10 protein-coding genes are annotated in these 23,175 nt (G+C 47.4%); 1 reads left to right on the top strand and 9 read right to left on the bottom strand.

Annotation, left to right across the window (positions count from 1 at the left end):
- The first annotated feature begins 4 nt into the window (after positions 1–4).
- Positions 5–592 carry an adenylyl-sulfate kinase gene (cysC, locus tag IEY39_RS08225; RefSeq protein WP_188930442.1) on the top strand — a complete coding sequence of 196 codons (588 nt, stop codon included), beginning with the start codon at positions 5–7 and terminating at the stop codon, positions 590–592.
- Here the strand turns inward: cysC and IEY39_RS08220 are convergent.
- The 9 genes from IEY39_RS08220 to IEY39_RS08180 all read right to left on the bottom strand — a co-directional run.
- Complete coding sequence (locus IEY39_RS08220; protein ID WP_188930440.1) at positions 537–1,304, bottom strand: glycosyltransferase family 2 protein; 768 nt, start codon at positions 1,302–1,304, stop codon at positions 537–539. The genes cysC and IEY39_RS08220 overlap by 56 nt on opposite strands.
- Before the next feature lie 34 nt (positions 1,305–1,338).
- Positions 1,339–2,091 (bottom strand): Stf0 family sulfotransferase, encoded by a 753-nt coding sequence (locus IEY39_RS08215; protein WP_188930438.1) that lies wholly within the window; start codon positions 2,089–2,091, stop codon positions 1,339–1,341.
- Positions 2,073–2,789, bottom strand: coding sequence for a thioesterase II family protein (locus IEY39_RS08210; RefSeq protein ID WP_188930435.1), 717 nt, complete (start codon positions 2,787–2,789; stop codon positions 2,073–2,075). The genes IEY39_RS08215 and IEY39_RS08210 overlap by 19 nt, the downstream gene beginning before the upstream one ends.
- Entirely contained in the window at positions 2,786–3,640 is an 855-nt protein-coding gene (locus tag IEY39_RS08205) for a glycosyltransferase family 9 protein (RefSeq protein ID WP_188930433.1), read from the bottom strand. Before IEY39_RS08205 ends, IEY39_RS08210 begins: the two co-directional genes overlap by 4 nt.
- A gap of 204 nt (positions 3,641–3,844) precedes the next feature.
- Entirely contained in the window at positions 3,845–5,428 is a 1,584-nt protein-coding gene (locus tag IEY39_RS08200) for an MBL fold metallo-hydrolase (protein ID WP_188930431.1), read from the bottom strand.
- Between the two features lie 19 nt (positions 5,429–5,447).
- Positions 5,448–7,184 (bottom strand): ABC transporter ATP-binding protein, encoded by a 1,737-nt coding sequence (locus IEY39_RS08195; protein WP_188930428.1) that lies wholly within the window; start codon positions 7,182–7,184, stop codon positions 5,448–5,450.
- A 117-nt stretch (positions 7,185–7,301) separates the two neighbouring features.
- Positions 7,302–9,656: an ABC transporter permease gene (locus IEY39_RS08190; RefSeq protein WP_188930426.1), complete on the bottom strand. Its 2,355-nt coding sequence runs from the start codon at positions 9,654–9,656 to the stop codon at positions 7,302–7,304.
- Positions 9,619–21,582 (bottom strand): non-ribosomal peptide synthetase, encoded by an 11,964-nt coding sequence (locus IEY39_RS08185; RefSeq protein ID WP_188930424.1) that lies wholly within the window; start codon positions 21,580–21,582, stop codon positions 9,619–9,621. The genes IEY39_RS08190 and IEY39_RS08185 overlap by 38 nt, the downstream gene beginning before the upstream one ends.
- A 20-nt stretch (positions 21,583–21,602) precedes the next feature.
- The coding region (locus IEY39_RS08180) for a condensation domain-containing protein (RefSeq protein ID WP_229688824.1) at positions 21,603–23,175 on the bottom strand (1,573 nt) is incomplete at its 5' end.

Here is a 23,175-nt window from a genome sequence, read left to right as displayed (position 1 = left end):
TTTTATGTTATTTATCCAATTAACGGGCTTGTCAGGATCTGGAAAATCCACCATCGCTAATGGCGCAAAGGAGCAATTGCAGAAAAGAGGCTATAGAGTCGAAGTGCTGGACGGAGACGAGTTCAGGAAGCATTTGTGCCGGGACCTCGGATTTTCGAAAGCCGATAGAAACGAAAATGTCAGGAGGCTGGGTATTGTCGGATCTTTATTGGCGAAAAACGGCATCATAGCGATTATGGCGGCAATCAACCCTTATGAGGAGATCCGGCAGGAACTGCTGCAGCTTGATTGCACTGTTCTTACGGTATGGATCAGGTGTGATATCGATACTTTGATCGAGAGAGACCCCAAGGGATTGTACAAGCGGGCTTTGTACAAGGATGCCCATCCCGACAAGGTGCTCAATCTTACCGGCATGAGTGATCCGTATGAAGAACCGTCGAAGCCGGATCTTGTGGTCAATACCAATGAAGAAGAAATTTTCGAAAGCACCATGAAGTTCGTCGATTTTGTATGTGATAAGCTGGAAGGGAATATTAGTAAAGTGTATACGCGTATTGCAGAGGCTGAAGGATCTCCGGACTGTCCATAAGTTCCGAGGAGACCTCGTTTGTGTATTTTCCTTCCAGGACGCCCTTTACGATTTTATTCGCCGATTCGGAGAGCTCCTGGCCGACGTTGAAATTGTCCTTGAAGTGCTGATAGTGCCAGGTGTTCTCACCGTGATAGACATAAATATAAAGGTTTGGAATGTCGATTGGATAAATGACATTTAACGGCAGCAGCTTTTCTACCAGTTTAAAATCTTCCAGCTTTTCGAGATTCGGGTACTTAAGTTTGGAGGCAAGAAGAAAGTCTTTTTTACATAAGATGGTTCCCTCCCATAATCTTTTTCGTGATAAATAGGCTTTTTCAGTCAGGGAATCGTACATGATCCAATAAGTAAGGAAGCAAATTGGTTTGTGCATTTTCAATATATACCTCATTTGAAGCTGCAGCCTGTTATTATGAAACCAGTCGTCGGAATCCCACTGACAAATATATTCCCCATCCGAATGGTCTATCGATATGTTTCTCAATTCACCCAGGTTGAGCTTAGGTTCGTAAGGTACCTGGATACATTTTATCGTGGGGTCATCGATGGTTTGCAGGAATTTACAAATATGTACGTCTTTGTCTTCGTATACGATCACCAGCTGTTTGTTAGGGTAGGTTTGTGATTGAAAGCATGCGATGGCCCGTGCAATTTGAGCGATCCTGTTATGCGTTACACACAGGCACGATACGAGAGGAAAGTTGTTCATTTGTTTGTCTTTTTGCATTTGGAAGTGTTTGAAATTAGTGGAATAGCCAACCTGTTTCGTCCGAGCCAAATTCCCGGTCGATCTTTTCGATTTCCGGGATTTGGCGGTATATTTCGGCGGGACTCATTTTGTTGTCGATCGCAAGGAGGTTTTCCAGCTGATCATATGGAAGTGTCTCGATACCGGGATAGCCTAGAAATGAGAACAGGTTATCCAGCGTTGAGCATTTTTCAGCGGAATTCAGCCGGTCGCTATAGATATCTTCGTAAGAAAGTTCCATATAGTCTAGTTTATTTTCTTTTATATAGGTTCGCCATTCCGTTAAAAAGATGTTCTCATTCATTAGGAGCCATTTGATCCTCTCAGCATTCAGGGGTTTGAATTCGAATTTACTGATCTGGCTTTTTTCGGAGAGGTCCGGGAGATGCCAGATCTTTGTTTGCATGCTGATCTCGCTCGACACGATACGTTGAAGAATATTTTTTCTGGTGAGGAAGACGATCTTTCCTGCTTTCAGTAGGATCAGCTTATTTAGCTGCGGCATCCACATAAAGGGCCATCCTCTGAAATTCCAGGTATGCTTGATCCCATCGTAATCTTCATAGATGGTTTCCATCGCCCTGGAAAGTTCATCCTCAGTATTGACCTGCGAGTCGAGTCGATAATATCGGACATCGGGGTTGAAGGGCTCGTGAGCGCATCGCAAGCATTTTTGAAGATTCAATATTCTCATCAAGGTGGTGCTTCCGGTTCTTGTGAGCGCAAAGATCATGAATTTATTTCCCATGGATCACAGTGATTTAATGGTTTCAACTCGAGCAATATGGCGTCGATCAGATGGACGTTATGCTTCAAGATGTAAAAATGGTTGCCTTTGAATTGATATATTTTAATATCTTCGGTTGTTTCGTCCTGCCACGTCAGGCATTCTTCGAGGGAGACCTTATCCTCATCTGCCAGAAAAACGACGATCGGTACGGTTAATTTGTCGGTGTAGCGATATTTATAAGTCTCCAATGCCTGAAAATCTGCCCGGAGAATCGGTTCAAACATGTCTCTTACCTGGTCGTCCAGCAACAATGAATTTTGGACCCCTCCTATTTCTATTATCATCTCCCAGAATTTATCGGAATCCAACATAAGGCTTTTATTGTTACGGATCATTGAAGGGGCCATGGCGGAAGAGGAGAAGAATTTTATGGGGGGAGCCAGATTCGCAGCTACGATGCGCTTAATAACGAGATAGGAGAGGAGGCTGCCCATGCTGTGGCCAAAAATGGCATAAGGTTCATCCAGACGGTCTTTGATCTCGGCAAACAGGCTGTCGGCCGCCTCTTCAGCGTCGTAGATCAGCTTCTCTTTTGTTTTTTTTCCTCTTCCCGGGAGTTCCAGCAATTCGAGGGTCAGCAATTTCGGCAACCAGCTTCTGAAGCTAATATACGAGTATGCATTTCCACCGGCGTGCGGGAATATGAACAATCTCATTTTGTCATTTGTTGGATCAGCGATATCGATACTTCTTCTACCGAATGGCGTTTGCATTCCTGGTGATAAGGACATTTATATCCGCTGAGCGTTACATAGCAGGGTGAGCATTCCAGGTTTTTGTAGAGGTTGATATTATTCCGATGTCCCCATACAGTCGGAGTGGAATCTGTGAAAAGGACGACACCTTTTTTGTCAAATGCGTTCGTGACGTGTCCGAAGAAAGATTCTACCCCTACGAATGAATCCGCGTGCTTGACAAGAGCCATTGCCTGTCTGACCGAAGTCTGGCCTCTCATATCGACGGCTCCTACCACTTTTTCTTCGTTGCCGTATCCTAGCTGGATAAAGGTAATATCCGGGTGTTTTTTTACCAGTTCGTTCCATTTGTCGAGGTTCCAGTGATTGTTGATAGAATGTTCCGAAGTGATGTGCATGGCTACGGTCTTGCCTTTGAACCTGGATAAGAAGGACTTTGCCCAGTTGTCTTCTTTGTTCGATAGGAAGATATCGAGGCGGTCGTGATCGAGCCGTATCCCCAAAAGATCGGCCATGGTTTTTTTTACGGACACGGATGTTGTCTTTTCCAGCTTATATTGCGACAAGTCGGCAAATTTGAACCAGCGTTTAAAAAAGATATAAGCCGGCGAAAAAATGGGTTTGTTGGAAAAGTATAACGGGATTAAGAGGTCGATATAGGGATTGCCTTTAAATAGGGGAACCAATTTTTTCGGGCAGTAAACAATGGTTTTGGAGCCGCGTTTTTTTTTCTTTATCGATCTTAGAGCGGCGGTGACGATCAAGGCGTCTCCGAATCCCCCCCAGGATATGACGATCCTATATATTTTCATGTTCGAATATTTCCTGGATATTAATCAACTCATGCAATAGGCACTCATATTTCTTTTTTTCGTCGTATAGGAATTCCAAAAAGGACGCCCGGCGGATGCGAAAGGGGAGCCTCATTTCGTTATCCCAATGATTCTGCAGGGTGCGTAACCGTGTTTCGATCTCTCCGACCCTTTTTTCGAGATAATCCTGCAACATTTTCAACCTTATTTTTGATATAAGAGCTCTTTTTCGCCAAAGAGGCGTTCTGCAATTATTCCTTTTTCTTTGCAGTAGGCGAGAATTTTATCGGATTCCACTATCGGGCTGGATTCGGGGGTATATTTTATGCTGCTTATGAACTCCACCCAGGGTTCCATTCCCATGGCGTATACATAGACTTCTTTGGGGTGGAAGGTGTCGATAAAGCCTTTACCTTTTGCGAAATTGGACCCGGCCAGTCTTCTGGAGTTGTCTTTATCTCTTTGAAGGGGGCTGGTCAACAGCGGGCCGTATAGCCAGGACAAAGGGGCGCCGTCGCATTCCATGCCGAAACAGATGACGTCTATATCGCCGGTAAGTTCGTAGATGCGTTCATAGAACATGGGCTCGGAGATGCGGGAGTCGGCAACGAGAAGTACCGAGAATTTGCCAAACTTTACATGGTAACATATTTTCGACATTATATCCAGATCGCAGTGTTCGCCAAGGAATGGAATGCCCATGATCGTGCATTCTTTTCCTTGTATCTTCTCAAATTCGGCAAGCTCCATCACGTTGTCGAATCCGATGGCGCCGAACACGAGCTTTAGCCTGGGATCCTGGATAGATCTGTTTCCCCCGTCCGGGACGATGATGTTCTTTATTTTATGTCTCAGCGGCAGCAGGGTTTCCAGCAGAATATGGTCCTGGTGGTTATGAGTGATCAGGACATAGTCGATCGTATCCGGCAGGTCGACATCTGAAAATTTATCGATCTCGGACATGTATCCGTAGTAACTGATCAGGGGATCGATAAGTAAACTTACATTTGCTGTCTCGATTAGGATGCAGGCGTGTCCGAAATATCTCAGCCGGACCTTGTCGCCGGAATAGTTTTGATATTTTGCCGGCTCTTCCTCCGTGAAAAAGGTCGAGAATAGTGTTTCCTGAGGTCCGCTGAGTGAGAGCTTATTTTTGATGTCTTCGTAGCCATTGCTTTTTCTTTTCATTTTGGCGAGTTCATCGATCACCGGGCTATCGAATGGCAGGGGAAGATGGCATACGTCATCTTTATCCAGGCGGGGGGTGCTGAGAACAAAAGGTCTTTCGTTATTGGAAGTAATCCAGAAAGCGATGGATTGCCTGTTTTTATTATAGTAGATACTGCGGTAGAACAAGGCTTCGAACAGCCTATACGATGGATTGTTATTTAAGTCGTACACCAATTCTACGAATCCCCTGAGGTTTTCCGGGATTTCTGCGTACAGGCCTTCCAATGAATAGCCGGTCGCTTTTTCCTTCAACAGTTTTTCCAGCTGGTAGATCGATTTTGTCAGGTCGATCATATGGGATTGCTGTTTTCGGGTATAGGCGATCAATTGTTTGATCTCGTCGACTTTCTGGCCATCCAGATCGATAAATGGGCCTCCTTTCATATTAGCGTTCTTAACAGATGCGGCGTGGATCGACGGAGCATTGACATAGGATTCCATGATCTTCAAGTGTCTGTTCACCAGGTTCATTGCTGACGTGACTGGCGAGATCAAGTGGGACCATGCATACCACCTGTCTACCAGGGGTTCGAATACTACATTTGGTTTAAGATACATATACTTATCTATTTAATAGTCATTTCACCTGATCTCCCATGAGTTTCCAAACCTGTCCTTTTACTTCCATGGATCTTTGGTAGGTGCCGGTTTCAATGATCTTTCCTTTGTCCAGGCATATCAGTTCGTCCATGAATTTGACGGTGGTGAGGCTGTGGCTCACCAGGACCACTGTCTTATCTTTCCATATTTTTAAAAGGTGGCTCAGTATCCTGGCTTCGGAGATAAGGTCGATGGCCGAGGTGGCCTCGTCCAGGAGTATGATGTCTGCATTTTTAAAGACGGCTCTTGCCAGGGCGATGCGCTGCGCTTCTCCTCCGGAGACCCTTTGGCTGTTTTTGCCGAGGTTTTCCTTAAGGTCGTTGCTAAGTATGGGAAGGGCCAGATCCCAGCTTATCACATCCGACGGACCGTTGGGTTCGTCTCTCCGGCTGATGCCACCGTACATAATGTTTTGTTCTATGGATTCGTCCAGCAATTGCCTTTCCTGGGTTACCAGTACGATCTGTTTACGCCAGCATTCGAGATCGATCTCCTCTATGTCGGTACCGCCTGCCCTGATGTGGCCGGATTGAGGGCTGGAGAAACGGAACACCAGATCGAGCAGTGTGCTTTTGCCGGCTCCGCTGGGCCCGATCAAGGCATATTTTCTGCCGGGCTCCAGGCGCAGGTTAAGATCCTCGAAGATGAGCTTATTGCCGTAAGCGAATCGGACATTTTTAAATTCAATGGGGCCATCCAGCCTTTTGCCGTTTTCCAGGTAGTGCGAACTTCGGCCTTCAGCTGGGGTGTCCAATACTTCGATCACCCGGCGCATGGATACGACAGCTTTTGTCAGATCCATTTGCGATTCTATGAGATTGACCAGAGGAAAGAATATCCGGTTAAGATATTGAAAGGAGGCGATGACGCTTCCTATGGTCATCGCTCCGCTCATTACGCTTTTCCCGCCCAGCCATAGGATCATGATGGGGCCAAGCAATAGCAGGAAATTGGAGATGCCGGTAAAGGTAGATGAAGTGCGGGCCCTTATGAGACGTTTCTTTGTTAGTATTCCTCCTTTTGTTTCTATTGCTGATCTTTCTGCAACATGTCCATTGAATATTTTGATCAGCGCGATCTTCTTTAGCCTGTCCGTGAGGTAGTGCAAAAGATCGGATTCTGCCCGCAGGGCGTCTTCGGATTGGACTTCGTTTCTGGGATTGAAGTAAAGATAAAGGAATATGAAGCAGGGGGACAGGCATAGTACAATCAGAAACAGTCTTAGGCTTATGATCAGGATCATGGTCGTGATACCTGCCAACAGGAGGCTGCTTTGAAGGAGCCGGACGAATTCCCCGGTAAAGATGCCTTTGATGTCGTCGACTTCATTATTGACCCTATGGAGGATATCGCCGAATTTCTTTTCCTTGAAGTAGTTTATAGGTAATTTAATTACGTGCAGGAAGATATCCCGGCGCATATCGTAGCCTATATGGGCGCTCAGCCATTCGCGCAGGTATTCCGTTCCGGAGGCGGCGAGAGACTGGACCACAATGACTACCGACCACAAAGACAAAATGATAGTCAGCATTTTGAGGTCGTGTGCCGGGACGATCTTGTCGACGATCAATTTTAGGAAGAATGGGGTCAATACGGGAGCAATTGTTCCCAGAATAATGACCAGTAAAAAAAGGGCTTCCTGTTTTATGTAAGGCCTTAGATATTTCAGAAATCTTCGGGCTGTTTTCCAGTTCGATCTTTTTTGTACGTTCATGCGATCATTTATTCGGGTTGAAGAAATGGGGGGGTCTGCAGAATTCTCCCAAGTATGGGGGAATCCGGCCGCAGCATTGTGTGCCAGAAGACCTGCTGTCTTTTAGTGACTGGTTATTTATTCATTCTTGAGCAGGGTAGAAACCTTACCCTTTAAGAAGTGATAGAAGAGATAGAATATATTGGTGAAGATCAAGATAACGATCAATATCAATGAATACACGTATGGGAGTAGCGACGGATTCGAAGAATAAGCGTAATTCTCCCGCCATTTTTGGATCAGAAAAAAAGAGGCAGGGCATACAAACAAAAAGACGACCAGAAGAATATACCCGAAAGGCTTGAATATCAACCCTATATTATCGGCTAAACTGCCTCCAAGGACTGATCTGATGGCCAATTCCTTCGAACGGCCTTTTACAATGATGGAGGAGATGCTAAATACCCCGAGACAGGACACCAGTATCGCAATGAAGGAACACATCATGAACAGGGTGAGGAGCCGGTTTTCCCTGGCATACTGATTCTGAAAGTAATCACTGAGAAAATAATATTTGAGTGGAGTGTCGAAATTGAGCCTGGCGGCTTCTTTCCTGATGATTGCGAGGGCGCCGGGGTCGGCTTTGATCAGGACCTTGGAGACAGCCTCTTTTTTTAAATCCAGCTTTCCAATTATGATTGGTGAAATGGGGTCATGAAAGGAGGTTTGGTGGAAGTCCCCGATCACTCCGACGATCGGCTTCACAGTGTCGGTAGCTATCCTGATCCGGGTCGGGTCCAAATCGGGATATTTATTCAAGAAGCTACGCGTGACGATCACGGAGTTGTCGTCCGACACCCTATCGAAATTTCTTCCTGTGGTAATGGGGATACCCAATACGTTGAGATAGTTTTCGTCTGCCTTGATATAGGTATAGACCGTTTCGGATCTTTTTCCGTTCTTTTTACTATAGAATATTTCTTTAGAGGGTTCGTCTCCCGGAACCGATGCGGAAAGAGAAACGGCCTTTATATTGGGATGGCTTAGCAGGTTCGTTCTGAAGACTTCGAGCTGGCTGTTATTGACGCCATCGGGGACGTCGATGACCACCAGATTCTCCGTTTTAAATCCGAGATCCTGTTTGTTGAAGAATAGGAGCTGTCTATGAAGTTCGAGGGTCAGTATGATCAATCCCGACGAGATGGTCAGTTGAAGGAAGAGGATTGTTTTGTGGCTCCAGGAGGAGTGCGACACCAATGTCATTTTATTCGCCAGCAGTCTGGCGATGGACTGGTTGGACATGTGGTACGCGGGGATGATCCCTCCCAGGCAGCCGATGAACGTCGATATCAGGATGATAGTGACAGCGTAAGCGAGGGTTTGGGTGGTGCCGAGGGTAAACCTGATATGTCCAAGAGCGTCGACGAAATGTGAGGCAAACAGTGTTAAGAGGATGGCGATCATTAAGGACACGGCAACTCCAAGGAGAGATCTGCCGATGAATTGCCGTATGATCCTGCCTTGACCGATGCCGTAGAGTTTTTGGAGCCCTATGCTTACTGCTTTTTTATAGGACGTGACTATATTGTAATTAACGAAATTGGCGATCCCGATGATAAGCAGAAAAACGGCAAGCAGGGATAGTATATACAGGTTATTTGCATTTCCCTTTGGGGTATCCATCAGCAAGGGTTTGCTGAAGTGAAGGATGGAAAGAGCAGTGGCTTCGAATTTGAGAGAGAACTTTACCCCGGCATTATGGACGAGAGGGTTGATCACATTGGTTCCAAAATTATCGAGTGCAGTGGTGATATCACGTTCGCTGCTACCCGCTTTTTGCAGAATGTAGGTATAATGGTCTGTATCGAAATAAGATTGAAGCGCCTCGTCGTCGGTTCGGGTAGCCGGCGGATAGTAAACGAGTGCATCGAATTGAAGATCCGAGTTGGAGGGTCTGTCTTCTATGACCGCGGTTACTGCGTAAGCCTGTTTGTTTATTTCCACGAATTCTTTCAGACACCGTTTATCGCCGAATAGTTTTCTGGCGAGCGTTCGAGTAAGTACGATCGAGCCCGGGTTATTCAATGCGGTCGCCAGCTCGCCTTCTATCGGTTCGAATGAGAAGATTTTGAAAGCCTGAGGATTTACTTCAAATATCCTTTCGTTAAGGAAAACATCCGTATTATGTTGGATCTTTGGTTTTCCGTCAAACATCTTGAAAGAGGCGTACGTCTCGATGGCCGGGTAGTTCTTGGCCAGCTCCGATCCGAGGAGGCCACCTGTGGCAGCGTAATAGTCTTCGGAATTGTTGGCTTTTATTCCCATGGACACCCTATAAATCCTGCCACGGTTAACCTGGTCTTTATTGTAATTAGTCTCGAAAACGATATATCTGAAGATCAGTAGACTTACGGTGATGGAAATAGCCAGCCCAAGAACAGACAATGCCGATGATCTACACCATCCAATGAGTCTTTTCGTGTTGATATTCATAAGTTAAGGGATGTTTTAGTAAGAGACGGCAGATATTATCGGATAACAAGTTAAGATTTTCTGCCAGATCTAAAAAGTTTGAGTGCCAGCCGGATTGCATGGTTACATATTGAACAGTTCCGGCTGTATAATCGTCCCATAAACGAACTTCATGCGTCGACGTTTTGCAGATGAAGTTGACAATATCGGAGGTGATCTTTTTATTGAGATCCTGGAGTTCGGAGTTGAATATTTTCATATAACTCCTCAAGGCGTTCTCGTAGCGGGAAAGGAATATCTTTCCCTGCTCCGTATCGTTGGTGAATTCCGCGACGTTGGCTACATATTGTCTTATGTATTCTTCTTTTTCCACTACGATGGTGGGCTCGGAATCCAGCATGATCAGGAGGCATTTTCTTCCTTTTTTTTCAAGAAAATCCGCTATTTCGAAGATCAGGTTTCCGCCGCTTGACAGGCCGATCAGGGGAATCTCGCCGTCAGCTTTTGCTTTGTCCAGAACTATATTCCCATAGTAATGCTGAACATCCCGGAGATCGGTGAAGGGTTGTTCATTTTTTCCGATACCTCTGTAGTTAAAAAGGTGGCAGTTAAAGGCCTGGTCCAGTTGTTTGACCAGGTTTTTGTAGGGGAATCCCAGCCCCCCCGCAGGCGGGAAAAGGAATATGTCTGTTTTTTGGGTATCCAGGGTCCGCTGCAGGTAGTAAAGACTGCCTTCGTCGTCGGTTCCGAAAGCGCGGGTACCTTTTTCCATTAATTTTTCAGCCAGGTCCATTATAGTCCTGGCGGTGAAATAATCCGTGAGGTCCAATTTGCATGGGAATAGCTTGCTTACCTTTCTGAAGATCTTTACGAGTTTCAGCGAATCGCCGCCCAGTTCAAAGAAGTTATCGACGAGTCCGATCTTTTCTACCCCGAGCACTTCCTGCCACACCGCTGTCAATTTGAGCTCTGTTTCGGTTTGGGGGGGGACATATTCCTGTTTCTGCACGATGCGTCCTGCTTGTGACGAGAGGCTTTTCCGGTCGATCTTTCCTGTGGGAAGCAAGGGCAGGTGATGCAGTAATCGGATATCTGCCGGCAGCATATAGGCCGGCAGGCTGCTTTTCAATTTTTCCCTGATCTGCCTGTGGGTAAGATCTTCGTTGGGCTTCAGCGCAACATAAACTATTATAGCTGGGTCTTCGTTTTCCGACGTGCGGTGCAAGACAGCCGCGGATGAGGCAATAGCCGGCATTTTATTGAGGCATGATTCTATTTCTTCCAGTTCGATTCTAAATCCGCGGATCTTTATCTGGCTATCGCGTCTTCCTAAAAAGACCAAATTTCCGTTGGGCAGGAATTTTCCCCAATCCCCTGTTTTATACATTCTTTCCCCGGGGACAAAGGGGTCGTCGGTAAAAGCCTGGTTGGAAGCCTGGTTTATATATCCTCTTCCTACGCCGATGCCTGATACGCAGATCTCCCCCTGTACTTCCGGAGGCAACAGATGGCCGTCCTGTCCCATTACGTAAATGCGCAGATTTTGCAAAGTTCTTCCAATCGGGATGTATTGACCATCTGGTGGCCGATGCATGACAAACTGGGTTATGTCGTCTCCGGCTTCTGCCGGACCATATGCGTTGACGATCTTTATTTCCGGGAAAAAGGCGAACCACTGTTCCACAAGCCGAAAGGGCAGGGTTTCGCCGGTGACTACGAGGTATTTCAGGGACGAAAATCGGAACTCCGTTTCTTTTACTACTTCCAGGATTGCCTGAAGATAACCCGGAACGATCTCGAGAATGTCTACTTTATCCGATTCTATTTGTTTTAGAAAACGTTCGACGTCGAGTATCAGCTCCTCCGGGTATATTGCTGTCATGCCACCCTGCAGCAATGCGGACATGAACTGCCAAATGGATATGTCGAAAGATTGCGAGGCCGTTTGAGCCAGGATAGTCTCCGGGCCGATCTCCAGCGACGCGATCTTGGCCTCCATATGGTTGAGCATATTTCGATGTTCTATCATGACTCCTTTGGGGGCACCCGTAGAACCCGAGGTAAATAAAACGTAGGCGAGGTCTTCGGGGCTGGCCTGTTCTGACGGCTGTTCGCCCTGGGCCATATATCCAGTCGCATTTTTGTCCAGGCATAGACAGCCGGACAGTGATTGGCATTCCCCTACCAGTTTTTCTGCAAGCTGTGTGTGTGCGGGGTCGTTTATCAGGTATTTTGCCGAGGAGTTTTCTATCATCTGTTTGATCCGGGACTCCGGGAGGGTCGGGTCAATGGGCATGTACGCGGCATTTATATTCCATATTCCAAGCATACTTATAAGGTATTCCGGCGACCTGTCCATGAGCACCCCTACTACCGCCTCTTTTCCGATCCCCTGGCAGTGCAGATGCCTGGATAGCCAATGGGAGACGTCGTACACGGCCTGATAGTTCGTTTCCTCTCCTTTAAAAAGGATTGCCTTTCGTTGGGGGTATTTTCTACAGTTTTCCTCTATCCGCAATGGAGTTGTTCCTGTCACCGAGACAACCGGTCCTTTTCCCATTGCCAGCATTTTCTCTTCCCATTCCGGAGGCAGCATATTCAAGGCGGAGACGAGGGCATTCGGTTCATTACAAATTCTTATGATCAATTCGCTGAACAGGTCGACATAGAAACCAAGCTGCTCCCGGGAGTATAGATCCGTATTGAACTCGATCTCCAGCTCGAGATTTTCCCGTGTTCCGGAAAAAATGAAGCTGATATCGAAAATACTGCTTGATGAGCTAAAATTCACCGGTTCGATAGCTTCATGAGAAGAGATGTTCGGATTTTGCCAGTCAAAGATGTCGTCGAATCCGTGGAATTCGATAAGGACATCGAAGATGGGTGATCTTGACAGATCGCGATCGATTTTAAGATCGTCGAGCATTTTATCGAATGGATACTGGCCGTAAGAGAAGGCATCTACGATCGTTTCCTTCGCTGTTTTAAAGAATTCGTTCAAGGTCCGGCCAGTGTCGACGGTCAGGCGGATGGGGATGGTATTGACAAAGTATCCGATGAGGTCGTGGACGTCCGGCTGTTCTCTGCCTGCCAGAATGGTGCCTGTAATAATGTCCGTTTGACCGGTGAGTTTGTGGAAGAGGAGGTCCAGAATGCCGTTAAAGATAATGAACGAGCTACATTCATACCTGTTCTTCAGTTGGTTCAGGGCGTCGCGGACCGCGTCGGTCAAATGAAAATGCAATGAATTTCCCTTGTAGGATTGAATGCTGCTTCTATTGGCGATCTTGGGTAGATCGAGTCTTGGCAAATATCCTCCGAGCTTTTCCTTCCAATATTCCGCTGCCTCTTCACCAGACTGACCCTTTACCCGGCCATTCTTCCATAGGGCATAGTCCTTGTATTGGATCTTTAGCGGCGGAAGGGTGGGTATGTTGTTCTTTTCAAGGCTTGTATAGAATTCGAAGAGGTCGCGCATAAAGATCATAGCGGACCATCCGTCTGTAACGATATGGTGGATGGACAGCAGGAAATAGCTTTCGTTGGCTTTTCGGATAATTTTTACCCTGAAGAGCGGGCCTGTTTCGAAATTGAAAACTTTTCTTTCTTCTCGTCCGACTATCTCTTCCAGGTCCATTGTTTCTCCCCCGTCTATAAAGTCAAGGTCGATATGGAATGCCTCCGGGGGGATTATTTTTTGCATCGGCTCTTCGTTGACCGTATGAAATACCGTCCTCAATATCTCGTGCCTGGCTACCAGGGATATAAGGGATTGCCTGACCAGTGCCGGTTCCAGCTTGCGTTTGATCCTGAACGAAAAAGACTGGTTGTATGCTTCTGACACATTGGCAAATTGGCTCAGGATCCATAATCTGCGTTGCGAATGGGATAATTGATAATATTCCCGGCGGCCTGCGGGCTCGATCCTGGTGTACTTGTCCGAGCCGGACAAATCGATGAGTCTTGCCATTGCTGCGACCGTGGAATTTAGGAACAGTTCCCTAAATGGTATGTTTATGTTGAAATGCTCCCCAATGAGTCCGATCAACCGCATGGCTTTCAGGGAATGTCCGCCGACCTCGAAGAAGTTATCCTCCCTTTTGAAGTTGCCATGGCCCAGCACCTGCGCCCATAGTTCATAAAGGGCTGTTTCTACCGGGTTCAGCCGTTGCTTGTCCGGGGGGAGATCTGCAGGGGTGAGAGGTCTGGCGGCCAGCGTCTTTCTGTCCACTTTCCCATTTGATAGGAGCGGTAGTGTTTCGAGAATGGTGAAATGATCCGGGACCAGGAATTCCGGTACGTGTTTCAGGAGTCTTTGTCTGAGTCCGGGTATATCGGGGAGGTCCGTTTCACGAAGGCATATAAAGGCCTGGAGGGATTTTTCCCCGTTTTGTTCCCGCAGTAGAACGGCGCAGGAGCGTACGGACCCATATCGGATGATATTGGCTTCCACCTCTCCGAGCTCGACCCTTACACCTCTGATCTTTACCTGGTTGTCCTTGCGGCCGAAAAAGTCGATCTCCCCGTTCGCAAGGTACCGGCCTATGTCACCTGTTCTGTAGAGTCTGCCACCGGATGGCTCGAAAGGGTCTTCGATAAATACCTCTTTTTCTTTTTTCTCTCTGTTTATATAACCCTTTCCCACGCCTATACCCGATACAACGATCTCGCCTTTTACGTTAACAGGGCAGATCTGCATGTCCTCATTTACTATCCTTACTTTCATATTGGGTATGGGTCTCCCTACCGGTATCCTGTTATGCTTTGGTGCGACGGTGAATTTATGGTGGGTAATATCGCAAGCGGCTTCGGTAGGACCATAAGCGTTGAGGATCGGGATATTCGGGAAAAAGGTGAACCATCTTGCTGCCAGCTCCGGGGTGATTATTTCCCCACAGGTCACCAATGTTTTGAGATGTTCCAGCACCGGCTGCCCGGGGGTGGTCCCGATGAACGATAGCAAAGCATTCAAATAAGACGGGACGACCTCCAGGATATCAATTTTTCTTTTTTGCAGCTCTTGTAGGAAACGGCCGGGGTCCAAAACTGTCTTCTGATCGAAGATGCGGGTGGTTCCGCCAATGGCCAGGCCCAAAGAAAATTGCCAGATCGAAATATCGAAGGTTTGCGATGCGCTCTGGGCGATGGTATAGCCAGGGGCTGCGTCCAGGCTATCTTTTTTGGAGTATAGATGGTTCATCAGACCTTCGTGGGTCACGATGGCTCCTTTAGGTTCTCCTGTTGAACCGGATGTGTATATGATGTAGGCGGCCTCATCGGGCCGATATAGGAAACGATGAGGCGATATTATTTCCTCCATGCCGAAATAGCTTGTGTCAAACTGCTTAAAAACCGAGCTGTCGCCGGGCTTTTGTTTTGGGCGTTCTTTAGCTAACCCGATGATAGAGTCAAACCTAAATTCGGTGAGCTCATTCTTGATGGAGCCGATCTTGGCAGAATGCCGGACCATTGCTATTTCAGGTAGTTGGTATATGAGATTGTCGAGGAATTTTCTATTGACAAAGAATTCATTGGTCCAGTCCGTCTTTGTATGTTCGGTATCTAAGCCCGAGCTTTTAAATGCCAGGAAAGAGGCTTCGAGGTCCTGGCGTTTGTCCTCGTCCATGAGGTCACCGAGAAAAATGATCCCTATTTCCGATGCCAGATCGATGGATGATCTCAATACCTTTCTGAAATAGTTGTAGCCGCTGAAATTCTGGGCAACGCTGTTGAGGATGATGATGTCGAAATTGTTTTCCTCCAGCTTGTCTATTTCATCTGCAGCCAGTCTGTATTGCCGAATGTTTCGTATTCCTTTTTTATCGATCTCTGTTTCATTTTTTTCCAGTATGACGCTGGAAATGTCCGTCGCAATATATTTACGGACCAGGGGGGCGATCCTGAACATGGTGATCCCGGAACCGCATCCTATTTCCAGGACTGTCGAATCGGGTTTGATGTAGGGCAAAATTTTCAAATAGGCATTTTGTGCGTATTCGTCCATTTCCAGCCGGGAGAATGGCCTGCCTGTGTAGCTGTCGACCCAGCCGCCGCCCATGATGTCGTCGCTGGCCTTGTCTCCAACGTACTCCCAGAGCTCTGTGGCTATCTTGTTCCTATCCGTTTCGCCCAGGCTGTATATATTCGGGCTATTTATACATAGGATAGAATACAGATCATGGGATCTCCATTGCAGTGCGTTCGCCAGTTCCACATATTTTGCTTCGAACAGGAGGAAATGAGGATGGCTGTCGTTCAGGAAATACAATAGCCGTTCGATAGGGTCTCGCGGGTCCAGCGGTAAATATATGGAATTGGCGGCCCAGATCCCCATGATCGATTCTACCCAAAGTGCCGAGCGGTCGGCAAGGACGGCGATGATCTTACCCTGCGCATTTTTGTCAAGAAGGAAGTTGCCGATACGGGTTGCATTTATACGAAGGTTGCGATAGTCGGTCTCTTCGTCGTCTTTTGCTACCGCTATTCTTTCCGGGAAGGCATTCGAGTTTTGTTTTAAGAGCTCCCATAGGCCACGGTCCCTGTGGATATCCTTTTTCGACTGGAAGGATTCCCATTCCGGCAGGTCTGTGGCGGAAAGATATTCGGCTTTGCTGAGGTGTGCATAGGGTTTGGACAGGAGGGAATCGGCAATCGCCCTGAAGTGGCCGACCATCCTATGAATATCCTGGTCGGTATAAATGTCCGTATTGAATCTTAGACTGAGGTACAGGCTGCCGCCCTGTTCCCGGAACATGAAATTCAAGTCATAGATACTTGTCTGTTTATCGACCTGAAGGTCCTTTACTCTGAAATTGTTGGTGAAAAGTTTCAGCGGGCCCGTTCTCTGGATCGTGTCGTTAAAGTTCTGCAATCCTATGAGGACGTCGAAAAGGGGCGCCCTGCTCAGGTCACGCTTTACCTGCAGTTGGTCGATCAGCATGTCGAAAGGATAGATCCTATGCTCAAGCGCCCCGAGGACGGTGGCGCTCACTGCTTTTGCAAAGGACACGAATGGCTTGTCCGGATCAACCCGGTTCCTGAGTACCAAAGTATTGATATAAAACCCGATTTGGTTCTCCAGGTCCGGATGGTCCCGGCTTCCGTTATAGGTACCTATGACGATGTCTTTCTCGCCTGTATACTTATAGAACAGAACGTTAAGGATCGCCACCAGGGTGGAAAAAAGAGTTATTTCATGTTTTTTTGCGAATTCATCGAGGTGCCGGGTCAGGTGGAAGCTAAGATCGAAAGAAAGCTCCTTTCCGTTATAGGTTATCGTATCCGGCCGATCGCAGGAGGCGGGTAACTCCAGCACGGGTAACTCACCCGCAAGCTGGTTCAGCCAATAGTTTTTGTGGGTATTATATTGTTCTCCTTCCAATTCTTTATTCTGCCATTCTGAGAAATCTTTGTATTGGATGGGAAGGGGGGGCATGCGGATCTCCGTGTTTTCGTAAAGGCTGTTATAGATGGTCAGGAAGTCATTTATGAAGATTGAATCGGACCAACCGTCGTTAATGATATGATGCATATTTATTAGAACGGTATGACGTTTATCCGACAGTCTTATCAATAGAACCCTGAGTAAAGGCGCTTTGTCGAGATCGAATTTCCGATGGACTGCCAGGTCGATGATCTTATGGACCTCTGCGGCCGGATCTAATTCCGATTCCAGGTTTATATACTCGACTTTAAAGTCAAGCGTGGCCGGATCATGTATCTTTTGGTAGAGTTCATTGTCTTTGTATACAAAGGAGGTCCTTAGAATTTCATGCCGTTCGATTAGCCGGTAGATCGTGTTTTCGAGGATAGCCCTATCGAGATCTCCGGCGATCTCATAGGCTTCGCATTCGTTATAGGCAACCGAGGTAGCCTCGAATTGGGACAGCACCCAGAGTCTTCTTTGTGCATGAGAAGTTCTGTAGAGTTCTTTTTGCGGCAGGGTTGGTATCGCCGAGTGCAAATTGCCAATGGACTTTTCAACCAGCCGGCTGAAATCTTCGAGGAGGGGGGAGAAAAAAATGTCTCTAAGATTGACTTTTACCTGTAAGAACTTATGTACCCTGGATGATAGCTGGATTGCCTTTAAAGAATGTCCGCCAAGCTCGAAGAAATTATCACGGAGGCCGACCTTTTCGACTCCCAGGACTTCCTGCCAGATGGAGGCCAGAGCAATCTCTGTCGGGGTGCGTGGTGGCAAAAATTCCCCTCCTTCAACGGACAGGCCGATTCTGGACAGCAGCGTTTTTTTGTCTATTTTCCCGTTTGGCAGCAGGGGTAAATGTTCCAGTATGGAAATCGATGCAGGGAGCATATACGCAGGTAGTCTTTTCTTCAGGGCTTCAAAGATATCTCCTGTGGTGAGCTGTTCTTCTGGTCTCAGCTGCGTATATACGTATATTTTGAGGTCATCGGATCCTCCTGTTGTGTGGGTAAGAGCCGATGACAATGCGATGGCAGGCATAGTGTTCAGACATGCCTCTATTTCCTCCAGTTCTATTCGGTGCCCCCGGATCTTTATCTGGCTATCCTTCCGTCCTGCGAATATCAGGTTGCCGTCAGACAGGTATTTTGCCAGATCTCCTGTTTTATACATTCGCTCAGCGGGAATAAATGGATCGAAGGTAAAGGATGGATTGGCGTCCGAGTTGATATATCCTCTGCCGACTCCGGCGCCTGCTATGCATAGTTCTCCTTTTATTCCAGGAGGGCATATCTGTCCGTCTGAATCGAGTACATACAGGCGCATATTCTGCAGGGGCCTGCCTATTGGAACCTGCTCTCCTTCCGGAGGCTTGTCCATGGTAAACAAGGAGACGTCGTCGCCTGCCTCTGCCGGGCCATATGCGTTGATAAGCTTTATTTCCGGAAAATTGCTGAACCAGCGTTCGACGAGGGGGTAGGGGGTTTGTTCGCCTGTGAGGAGAAGAAAGCGTAATGAAGAGAACCGGAAGCCTGTTTCTTCAATTACCTGCAGCATTGCCTGGAGATAGCTGGGGACAATTTCGAGGATCTCGACTTTATCTTTTTCCATGTGAAGAAGAAGGTCTCCGATGTCCTGGATGCTGTCCTCCGGATAGATGGCTGTTACACCACCCTGCATTATGGCTGTTATAAACTGCCATACTGAAATGTCGAATGACTGGGAAGCGGTCTGGGCCAACACCGTACCAAAGCCGATGCCGAGGTGATCGATCATGGCCAGCTTGTGATTGAACATAGCCCCGTGTTCGATCATGACGCCTTTGGGAACCCCCGTAGAACCCGAGGTGAACAGGATGTAGGCGAGGTCTGTGGCGTTTCCTTTTCGGTTTGGGGGATAGGAAACAGGGTAGGAGAGCAGGGTGTCCACTCCTTCCATGATCTTGTTTCGTGTCCGAATGATCTTTTCGCCTGTTCTGCTCCGATCTATGCTGATCAGCGTGTCGTACCGATATTTCGTAAGCTCGTTTTCCAGGGTTCCGACCTTTGGTGAATGCCGGACGGTTGTGATCATTGGGTTCCCGGCCTGCAGGTCGTCGAAGAAGCGTGGAGAGACGAACAGTTCATTGGTCCAGTTGACCTTTGTGATGTATCCTTGTCCCGCGTGTTCCTGTTTAAAGGTCTCGAGCGAGCATAGCAATTGCTCTTTGCGGTCGAGGTCCATGATATCTCCCACGAACAGCAATCCTTGTTCTTTCAATAAAGATATGGCATCGTCCAACACTTGTCTTAAATACCGGTAGCTTTCGAAATCCTGGATCACGCTATTCAGTATTATCACATCAAATTTTCCTTCCTGCAGCTGTCGTAACTGGTGAGCAGCCAACTGACGTTGCCGGATATTGCCGATATGGTTTTCAGTCAGGACCTTTTCATTTGCCGACAATACCACACCTGATTGATCCACCCCTATATATTCGGCTGTGAATGGCGCGAGTCTGAACATCGTAAATCCTGATCCGCAGCCGATCTCGAGTACACGAGACGAGCTGTTCAGGTAGGGTTTCAGCTTGATAACGACATTTTCGGCATATTCGTCCATCTCTTCCGGGCTCAGGGGCTTACCGGTATAGCTGCTGAACCATCCGCCGGCTGTAATGGCATCCCCGGCATCTTCGCCTACGGCTTCCCAAAAAGCTTTTCGGTCCTGAAAGGTTCCGTACCCGGGGGGCTGTCCCGTTTTGTTCGCATCTATGCATACGCAACCGGACAGGGAGTGGCTTTCCCACAAAAGCTTCTCCGCAAGGTCACGATAGGAGGAAGTAAAAATGAGGAATTTCGCCGATGCCTGTTCTATCATTTGCAGCATCCGCTTATCCGGAAGGGCGGGATCTATGGGCATGTAGGTGGCATTTGCTTTCCAAATACCTATAATGCATTCAATAAACTGCGGGGTCCGGTCCATTAGAACGCCTATCACGTTCTCTTTTCCTATGCGTGAAGCGTGGAGATAATTGGCTAACCGATTGCTGTTCTCATACAGAGTTTTATAAGTAACGCGTTGTTCCCGGAACAGGATGGCCGTCCTATCCGGCCATTTTTCACAGGCTTCGTCTATCAGCATATCTACCTGTTTGTCGGCGTTTATGGCACTGACTGGTCCTGTGCTCATCGCCAGGATTTCTTTTGTTCCCGCAGGCGAGAGGATGGATAGATCGGCAATCTTCGTTTCCGGGTGGGCGAGCACCTGGTCGACGAGATTGGTAAAATGCTGCAAGATCTCCCGGACGGTCTCTGCACTATAGATAAGGCTATTGAATCCAACCTGTACCGACAGGCGGCGACCGGGATAGATGGAGATCTCAAAATCATAGCTTGTCTGATCAAAAATTCCGCTGCCGGATATTTCCAGCTTATTCAATGCGTTTTCCCCGGCGACGCTGGTTTCCGGATAGTTCTGGAAGCTAAATAAATGATTAAAAAGCTGGCCCTGTATTTCGGCGAGCTGCTGGATGGCGACCAGTGGAAAGTGGTGGTAGTCGTTTGCAATAATGGCGTTTTTCTGTGCGGCCTGGAGAAGGTCCCAAAAACGGTCTTCTCTCCGGAAATTGAATCGAATGGGTATCGTGTTGATGAATAGCCCGATGATATTTTCTGCGCCTTCGATCTCGGGTGGTCTGCCCGAGACCACTTCGCCAAAAAGTACGTCGGTCGTGTTATTGTATTTCGCCAGCAGGATCGCCCAAACAGTTTTCAGCAGGATGTTCTGAGTAACCAGCGCTTCTTTGGCCATTTCCACCAGGCGAGCTGTTGTTTCGGGGCTAAGATCAAACTCCACAGTTTCCTTATGATAGCCCGTGACAAATCGTTTTTTGCCTTCATAATTCAACAGACAGCTGACCATGTCGAAGCCGCGGATATATTCTTTCCAGTATTTTTTGAGATCTTCTCCCGAGCGATCTCTTAGCCATTTTATATATTCTTTATAGGGTACTATGGGGACCAGGTCAGGCTGTTTGTTGTCCAGGAAGGCGTGGTATGCTTTCAGGACCTCCATGGCAAGGATCTTTGTACACCATCCGTCGAACAATATATGATGCCAGGTCCATATCAGTTCGTATTCGCCGGCTCCGAGCTGGATGATCCTTATCCTCATGAGCGTGTCTTTGCTCAAATCGAAGGTCTTGTTCCTGTCTGCCGCTTTAAGTTCGTCTCTAAGGCGGCTCAACTCGGATGGGTCATCGATATAGGGGAATTCGTTATAATGGATCTCCGGCAGTCTTTTTTTTAATACTACCTGGAGCGGTTTGTCCATTTTCTCATATATAAAGGCAGTTCGCAAGATATCATGTCTCGCGAAGATCAATTCAAAGGCCCGGTCGAATGTTTTACGGTCGATCTGCCCCGATACCCTGAACGAACGCTGTTCCATATAGGTAGGTGTCGATCTGTCTATCAGGGTGTGGAATAGCATCCCTTGTTGTAATGGAGTCAGCTCGTATATGTCATCAAATTTTTGACTCATGCCTATCGGTTGAAAGGGAATTAAATAATTGCATTGATCGTATCCAGGTCGTCTGCGGACAATTCGGTGTATGTCAGATCCGAAGGCGTTAAAATGTACTCATCGATACGCTCGACTGTCGCGACGAGCGACTCCAAATTGTTTTTATAAAGCTGTAGGAATGCTTCCATGCTATCGTTTTTAAAATGGGATCTGTTAAAGGAGATCTGCATCATTATCCTGCCTTTGGCGTAGATGCCTGCAAAAGTAAACTGGTACTCCCTGGTGTTTTCTTTGCAGATCAATTCGCCCACGTTGTAGGAGGCTATCTGGAAGGAGCTGGTCTTTCCGGTATTGAATTGCCCCAGGTAATTGAAGATGATGGTTGGTTCGGGATAGTCTGCTTTTTTGTCCTCCGGCCTCAGGTATTTTGCGGCGCTACGTACAATGGCATTTTTTGATCCCACTTTAAGGGTATCCTTAAAATCTACGAGCATCTCAACGGGATTGTCGCTTTTTTTCAGGTTGAACATTACCGGATAGATATTGGTGAACCATCCCACAGTTCGTGTAATGTTTATACCCGGCAAAATCTGTTCTCTTCCGTGGGATTCCATGGCGACATATAAATAGTCCCGGTGAAATGCCTGCTTATAAGTAAGGCCAAGTGCACAAATAAGGAAGTCGGCCATTTCCGTTTTCAGCTTTACATGGAGAGATGGACCGGTCAACTTGTCGGTTGTATCACGTTCGATGTAAATGACGACGGTCTCTTCATCTCTATACAGATCGGTAGCGTTGTTATTCCATTCCGGCGGTATGCGTTCTGGCCGGATGTGTGTCATCTTGTGTGCAGTGTCTTTTGTTTCGATATCGGGTTGGCTGATGATGAATTTTTGCAATTCCTCTGCCCATTTCTTGAACGGATCGGTTTTGAGTGGCAAAGGGGACCGGTGGCCATAATTAAAAAGGTGTTCGAGGTCCTCGAGCAATATCCGCCAGGAAATGCCGTCCACTACCAGGTGATGAATAGCGATGATCAAGTATTGGTCGTCCGCTATTTCGAATTCTCCTGCCTGCACCAGCGATGCGGCTTCGATGTTCATACTTCCGTTCAATTCGTTTATCATTTCCATGAGCCCCGCATCATTCAGGCTTTCGAACTTTCCGAGGGAACGTACCCTGAACCGATGGACCACTTCATCGAGCGATTGCACCACCTTGTTGGATGCGTTATCCCTGTGGAATTTCGTCCGTAAGGCATCATGATGCGTTATGAGTAACGTGAAAATGTCGTCCAGTTCGGTCACCGGACGTTTTTTCGTTAGACAGAGCATGATGTTGTGAAGGAAGCGTTCGGGAGCTTTTAGGTAATGTGAAAAGAATTGATGCTGGATGGGAGTTAGCGGGATCTCTCCCGATACGAGGCCCTGATAGGCGGTTGACCGCAGCCCGGCAAGGGTTACGGCGATCTCCCGGATCGTGGATTTGGTAAATATATCGTTGACTTCAAGGTTAAATCCTTTGTTTTGTACGCGGGAGCAGATCTGGATGGCCTTGATCGAATCGCCGCCGAGGGAGAAGAAGTTGTCGTCTATGCCGACCGTTTCGTTA

It is taken from the genome of Puia dinghuensis (assembly GCF_014642875.1).
Classification (GTDB): domain Bacteria; phylum Bacteroidota; class Bacteroidia; order Chitinophagales; family Chitinophagaceae; genus Puia; species Puia dinghuensis.
The sequence above is the reverse complement of the archived record's forward strand: the minus strand, read 5'-3'. Positions and strand labels throughout refer to the sequence as shown.

Coding starts and splice junctions, on each gene's coding strand:
- cysC (WP_188930442.1), top strand. CDS start 5: ATGTTATTTATCCAATTAACGGGCTTGTCAGGATCTGGAAAATCCACC.
- IEY39_RS08220 (WP_188930440.1), bottom strand. CDS start 1,304: ATGAACAACTTTCCTCTCGTATCGTGCCTGTGTGTAACGCATAACAGG.
- IEY39_RS08215 (WP_188930438.1), bottom strand. CDS start 2,091: ATGGGAAATAAATTCATGATCTTTGCGCTCACAAGAACCGGAAGCACC.
- IEY39_RS08210 (WP_188930435.1), bottom strand. CDS start 2,789: ATGAGATTGTTCATATTCCCGCACGCCGGTGGAAATGCATACTCGTAT.
- IEY39_RS08205 (WP_188930433.1), bottom strand. CDS start 3,640: ATGAAAATATATAGGATCGTCATATCCTGGGGGGGATTCGGAGACGCC.
- IEY39_RS08200 (WP_188930431.1), bottom strand. CDS start 5,428: ATGTATCTTAAACCAAATGTAGTATTCGAACCCCTGGTAGACAGGTGG.
- IEY39_RS08195 (WP_188930428.1), bottom strand. CDS start 7,184: ATGAACGTACAAAAAAGATCGAACTGGAAAACAGCCCGAAGATTTCTG.
- IEY39_RS08190 (WP_188930426.1), bottom strand. CDS start 9,656: ATGAATATCAACACGAAAAGACTCATTGGATGGTGTAGATCATCGGCA.
- IEY39_RS08185 (WP_188930424.1), bottom strand. CDS start 21,582: ATGAGTCAAAAATTTGATGACATATACGAGCTGACTCCATTACAACAA.